This is a genomic window from Leptolyngbya cf. ectocarpi LEGE 11479 (genome assembly GCF_015207065.1).
Taxonomy (GTDB): Bacteria; Cyanobacteriota; Cyanobacteriia; order Phormidesmidales; family Phormidesmidaceae; genus Leptothoe; species Leptothoe ectocarpi.
Genome location: NZ_JADEXP010000367.1, coordinates 1 through 6,313 on the forward strand (window position 1 = coordinate 1; position 6,313 = coordinate 6,313).

Below are 6,313 nucleotides of genomic sequence, written 5' to 3' on the forward strand. Positions count from 1 at the left end.
AAGGCATTGGTCTTTTGAAGTTAGTGGGCACCCACGATCTTGCTCATTATGCTGAACAGCTGATTAAGCGAGTGAGGCTGATTCGCCGTGCCGATGGCTACTATTGCCAGTTTTGTGTTGCCGTAGACAGAAAAGAAACACTTGAGCCGTCGGGGAACACAATTGGCTTAGATGTTGGCTTGGCCGACTTCTATACCGACTCGAATGGCAACAAAGAAGAGAATCCTAGATTCTACCGAAAGCGCGAAGCTAGACGAAAAAAACTAGCTCGGCGCGTCTCTCGAAAGAAGAAAGGCTCGGCCAACCGCAAGCAGGCAATAAATCGACTGGCACGATTCGACCTCACAACTTCACGCAAGCGAAAAGACCACGCTGTAAAACTAGCGTTGTCCGTGATGAGATCTAACGACCTCGTAGCGTACGAAGATTTGAGAATCCGAAATATGGTCAAGAACCACAACTTGGCTAAGTCGATTGCTGATGCGGGATGGTATCAGTTCAGAACGTGGCTAGAGCGCTATGGCGAGATCTTTGGCAGGGTAACCGTAGTGGTGAATCCCGCCTATACATCGCAAGAATGCTCGAGCTGCGGAACGATAGTGAAGAAGTCTCTATCAACTCGGACTCATGCTTGCAAGTGTGGGTGCACGCTGGATAGAGATGAGAATGCAGCTATCAACCTTCTGAACAAAGGACTGGCTACCGTGGGGCACACGGGAAGCACCTTGCTAGACAAGGAAAACGCCCTGTGAGATACGACCTCTTTGGGTCTGGCGGCAACGCTGGATCTGAAAGTTATGTCACTGACCAGGGAATCCCCGCACCTTCTGGTCGGGGAGTAGTCAATATCTTAAGTTTAGTAATGGCTTGGATGGTCTGCTCTTGGGTTTCGCATAGCAAACAATAGTTGCTATCAAGGTCCATCCCTTGGCCACGACTCAGCTGTTGTTGTAAAGGTTCAGATGCTTGGCTAAACACGAGTGTTAGTTGCCGATCACGCGCTAGCTTTGACAGTTTACTAAAGCTGAGAACAGCCGAAGCGTCTATACCTAAGACAGACTGAAAGTTTAAAACCAAATAGTCAGGGGAGCGTCTTGTGGTGGGATGGAGTATGTGCGATCGCACCTGCTGAAATAAAGATGCCGCATTGCCGAAAAACAAAAAACCTTGTAAATCAATCCAGTCGATGGTGCCCTGATTTATATCTAGACAGTTTTTAACATCATCAGACTGAGCAGTAGCAACAGCTTGAGAGTCAAGCTCCCCAGACAATACCCCCGGTTCAATCGGACTTGTCTGAGTACATTGGTACAGAAATTGCACAGCCGTCATCACCAGACCGACCAAAATACCCACAATAAAATCGACCCGATTAATCACCACCAGGGTAACCACAATCGTCAAATAGTCGTACCAGGCCAATCTAAACCAGATCTGATAGAGCCACTGCCAAAGCAGCTCTAGCCCCAAAAACAACAGCAGACTGCCTAAAATCGGTTTAGGAAAATAGGCCAAAAAAGCAGGCCCCAGGAGCAACACTGCAATACAAGGCAGAGCCTTAAACAGACCGGTCAAACGACTCGCCGCACCCATTTTGTGGACCAGTAAGGTACTGGGCAATGCCTGATTGCCAGCCATGGTACTCCCCAGTCCCGCTATCACATTGGCCAGGCCCACCGCCCGCAGTTCCTGATTTAAGTCCAAATCTCTCCCTAACGCCAGTTCAATTCCTCCATTGGTGAGCACCAGTGACAGCAAACTAACAAACACCAACAGCCCGAGGGTACTACTGTGCTGCGCGATCACCGCCCAATGCACCTGTCCTAGATCGCTAAAGGTGAGCGGCTGCCACAGGTTGCCGGCCGGAAACGGTCCCAGCAGCCATCCCTGCGCTCGAATCGTTGTCAGTGGTAGATGGGATTGCCACACCGCACCATAGAACAGCCCCGTAGCCGCTAGCAAAATACCGGGCATCACCATTGCCTGTTGGTAGCGCTTGGTAAACGCTAGCAGAATTACCGCTATCCCCAAACCTGTGCCCCAATGCAGTAGCGGGTCTGGTTCGATAAACCAAGCCAAATGAGAAAACGTCAAAGGTTCATCGGTCATCACCTGGACGGCTCCCCGCACCAGCAGCCAGCCGGTGGCCGCCATAAACCCTCCCACCACCGGATAGGGAATAAACTGTAGCGCATTACCCCCGCCAATAGCGCCTAAAAACCATAGGGTGATACCTGTGATGATAGACCCGATGGAAATAGCCATCACCACAGTCACCAATAGCTCTGTCGATGTAGCAGACGTAGCGAGCGTACTGGCAATTTGAGCCGCTAAGATCGCCAGCACCGCCGTGGGAGCGGCTAGAGGGGTGGCAATCATCCCCGGTAGCGAACTCATAAACGTCACCACAATGCTGATGGCCGCTGAGCTAAAAATGGCAATGCCAACGCCGACATTGAGATGAACAGCTAGGCTACCCGAGAAAATTAGGGCGGCGTAGGAAATGGCCCGAATCACCCCGATCAGACCGGTGATACTGCCCGCAAGAAAGCTAGAAATGAGGGTTTCTGGCTGTAGCTCCTGTACTAAAGAAGCAGGCGTGGGCCAGGTAAGGCTTTTAGGCAAGAAAAACGTCATTAGATAAACGAAATTTGGTTAAAAAAGCTATTAAAAAAGTGGATTAGGCGATGGGAAAACAACTACTTACTGCATTACTCTCAATTGTTGTTCTCGGCGCAGAAGGCTGTTACAGAGAATAGTAACAATGTAAGTTTGAAGAGCCTGTACCAGATCTGGGGCCTCTTTTTGCATTTGCTCGAATGTCTCCTTAGATAAGTAATAGAGTCGACTAGGCACATCGGTTACAACAGAATTTGACAGCGGTGCTTTACTATAAAATCGCATCTCTCCTAGCAGATGGCCGCTGGTACAGGTTTGCAGACGTTGGCGGTGCCCGTTGTCTTGATCAAGCAAAACACTGACCTGCCCCGATTCGATAAAATAGAGTCCCGTATGCATCTCTCCCTGACGGAAGATAAAATGTCCGGCAGGCAGAATTTGTAGACTGAGATATGTCACAAACCGAGCGGCCTGGTCTGCCGTCAGAAAGAGCTGAGTGAGCTGATCGACAAGGCTGGCCTCTTCAGCAACTGAGTGTGGATCACTGGCGGATAAAATCTGTTGTTCACACCATTCCAACCCTCGATCAATATCGACAAATAGCTGGCAGATATCTGAGTCAATATTTATCCCCCGCTGCAGTGAGAGTTTTAGCTCAGGGGAAAGATTGGTAAACGCTAATGAGAACTGATACTGTCGGGCCAGTTTCAATATCTTGTCAAAGGTCAACACGGCTGAAGAATCGAGACCGCTAACCTGGCGAAAGTCAATCAGCACATACCGTAAAGGCTGTGTTGAAACCTCGGGCTGGTCAGTGGTTAATCCCAAACGAGCACGAACTTTGCTCAGCAAATAGTTAGCTGTTCCAAAAAATAAAAACCCCTGCAGCTCCAAGACATAGATTTGATGCCCCTGCTGTGCCAGGCTCCGATTAGCTTCAGCGCTGCGATCCACATTGCTGCGGGTGGTGGCTCCGGAGAATACCTGGCCAGCCACATCCACTTGGCTGTAGTGATACATAAACAGAATCACCGTGAGCATAAAGCCCGTGAGAATACCTTGCAAAAAGCCAACGGTATTGATCACAATCAGGGTGACCCAAACAGTCAAATAGTCCCAAAGGGGTAGCTTAAAGTAAGCCTGGTACAGCCATTTCCACAGCAGGGATAGCCCCAGATATAAAATCACACTGCCCAAAACAGCTTTGGGTAAGTAGGAGAGAAAACTGGACCCTAGGGCTAGCACAGCGACAGAGGGAATGACGGCAAAAAGCCCCGTCAGGCGGTATTTTGCGCCAATGTCGTTAACTAGTAGGGTGCTAGGTAGGGCCTGATTTCCCATCATGCCCCCACCCAGTCCAGAGATCACGTTGGCTAAACCAATTACCTTAAGTTCATGGCTAAGGTTAAGGTCCTTGCCAATGACCAGTTCAATACTGCTGTTGCTCAGCAGCAACGACAGCAGACTGACCAGCATGACGGTAAGAATACCGCTGCTCTGGTGCCCAATGGCGGGCCAGTGTACCTGGGAAAAAAGCTGCAGAGTTAGGGGATGCCACAGCTGGTCACCCTGGGGAAAGGGACCTAATAGCCAGCCGACGGCACGAGCAGTTTCTAGCGACGTGCCAGTGCCCCAAAGCATGAGGTAAAACGACCCGGCACAGGCCAGAAGCGTCGCAGGCATTACCCAAAACTGGGACCACAAACGAGTGGCGGTGAGCAGCGCGATCGCAAACCCTAACCCCGGCAGCCAACACCAAAGTATCTGGGTCTGCCAGAGTGCGCCCAGGGACGACCAGGCCAGGGGAATATCCGTGGTGATTTGTACAAAACCCCGCGTCAACAACCAGCCTGTCCCCGCCATAAACCCACCGATCACCGGATAGGGAATCACCCGAATCCGTTCGCCCTGCTTAAATACGCCCAATCCCAACAGCAACGCTCCCGTCAAGAGGGCACTGACGGCAATCATCACCAGAACCGTCGCCAGCCTCTCTTGGTCAGGCACGGCTGCTAGATCTGCTGCGATACCAGTCGCCATGATCGCCAAGATGGCGGTCGGAGCCGCCAGGGGGGTGGCAATCAGGCCGGGTAGTCCACTGGTTAATGCCACCACGGCCAAGGTCATCGCTGTACTAAAAACAGTCAGGCCAAGACCGGTGGGCAGATGGGTTGCCAATGCCCCAGAAAAGATCAAACTGGCATAGGAAATCGCCCGAATCACACCGATGATACCAGTGACCAACCCAGCGGTAGCACTGGCAATCAGCACCTTGGGTTGAAAATTTTCCTGTAGCTGCTGTAATCCGAAAGAGGTCTTAGACAGCGGCACCAACCGTTGAAGCATGGCTTAAAAAAAACAGCCGAAAGGCTCTGAAAATACAGTCAGCGCCCAAGGCAACTGGCCTATTAATCACTAACTCATAACATTGACCGCCAAAATGTAACTTCCGCCACACTCGTAAGATCCCATTATGGTTAGTAACAAAGAAGCAGAAAACTGGTGGAGTATAAGAATCGATGATTAACTTACGCCCGCGCCTGGACAGCTTACTTCCCTGGAAACAGGCGCTAACTAGCATGCTATTGGGGCTATTGATAAGCAGCAGCATCTGCTTCACCAGCAACGCTGCTGCTTTTGCCGCCCCCGCCCCCAGTCAGCAGTCCATCACAACTCTCCAGGTGCATCTGGGTAATCAGGCGGGAGGCCTGGTCTTTGAGCCAGACCAGCTAACCTTTGACGCTGGCAAACGCTACAAACTGCTGTTAGATAACCCCAGCCCGACCAAGCACTATTTCACGGCCAAGGACTTCTCTGACGTGATCTGGACCCAGAAGGTAGAAGCGGGCAACGTCGAAGTCAAGGGCGCTATCCATGAGCTAGAACTCAAGCCAGGGGCTGAGGCTGAGTGGGTGTTTGTGCCCCAGAAACCAGGCACCTATGAGCTGCATTGCTCGATTGCGGGTCACGCTGAAGCTGGGATGGTGGGAGAAATTAGCGTTGCGATCGCACCTAGCTAGCCCCAGGTCCGGCCAGCCTATTGCTGAAATACTTTACGTTCCGGTTTCCCACATATTGGGAAATTGATGTATCCTTGCGGGGCAATTGGCAACGCGCCTGGATTAAAACGCTTTACGACAGTCACATGGCACAAATTTTTATCTCAGCAGGCCACGGTGGGTTTGAAAATGGTATCCGAGATTCTGGGGTAAAGGTTGATGGCATCACCGAAGCCCAGGAAATGATCCGGATCCGGGATTTAATTGTGCCGGAACTGCGATCGCGTGGATTCCAGGTTCTTTCTGTCCCTGACGACCTCAGCCTGCAGCAGAGCATCAGCTGGGTCAATGCTCGCAACCGTACCGGCGATATTGCCCTAGAGATCCACGTCGGTGCTTTTCAAAATACCGACGTTCGGGGGACAACGGCATACTACATTGCCAGTAATGAAGCCCGTAAGGCCCATGCCGAACTGCTTTTGCTGGCCTTACTCCGGCGGGTACCACAGCTGCCTAGCCGAGGCGCTAGACCAGACACCGCAGCGGGGATGGGGCGACTGGCCTTTTGCCGCCAGGTGGAACCTCCATCGTTGCTCATAGAGCTGGGCTACCTGACCAATGATCGAGACCGCACCCTCCTCACCAGCCGCCGCCGCGATTTTGCCCTGGGTCTGGCTGACGGGTTAGCCTCCTGG

General features: G+C 51.7%; 5 protein-coding genes. 3 read left to right on the forward strand and 2 right to left on the reverse strand.

What is annotated here, in order from left to right; all coding sequences use genetic code 11:
• The coding region (locus IQ260_RS25805; RefSeq protein ID WP_193995951.1) for an RNA-guided endonuclease InsQ/TnpB family protein at positions 1 to 752 on the forward strand (752 nt) is incomplete at its 5' end.
• A gap of 43 nt (positions 753 to 795) precedes the next feature.
• Here IQ260_RS25805 and IQ260_RS25810 read toward each other — a convergent pair.
• A complete protein-coding gene (locus tag IQ260_RS25810) occupies positions 796 to 2,637 on the reverse strand; it encodes a SulP family inorganic anion transporter (protein ID WP_193995952.1) in 1,842 nt (613 codons plus the stop codon).
• A 66-nt stretch (positions 2,638 to 2,703) separates the two neighbouring features.
• Positions 2,704 to 4,965, reverse strand: a complete 2,262-nt coding sequence (locus IQ260_RS25815; RefSeq protein ID WP_193995953.1) for a SulP family inorganic anion transporter — start codon at positions 4,963 to 4,965, stop codon at positions 2,704 to 2,706.
• Between the two features lie 173 nt (positions 4,966 to 5,138).
• On the opposite strand from IQ260_RS25815, the gene IQ260_RS25820 reads away from it, so the two are divergent.
• Complete coding sequence (locus IQ260_RS25820; protein WP_228016441.1) at positions 5,139 to 5,639, forward strand: cupredoxin domain-containing protein; 501 nt, start codon at positions 5,139 to 5,141, stop codon at positions 5,637 to 5,639.
• Positions 5,640 to 5,659: 20 nt separating this feature from the next.
• The coding region (locus IQ260_RS25825; RefSeq protein WP_322745050.1) for an N-acetylmuramoyl-L-alanine amidase family protein at positions 5,660 to 6,313 on the forward strand (654 nt) is incomplete at its 3' end.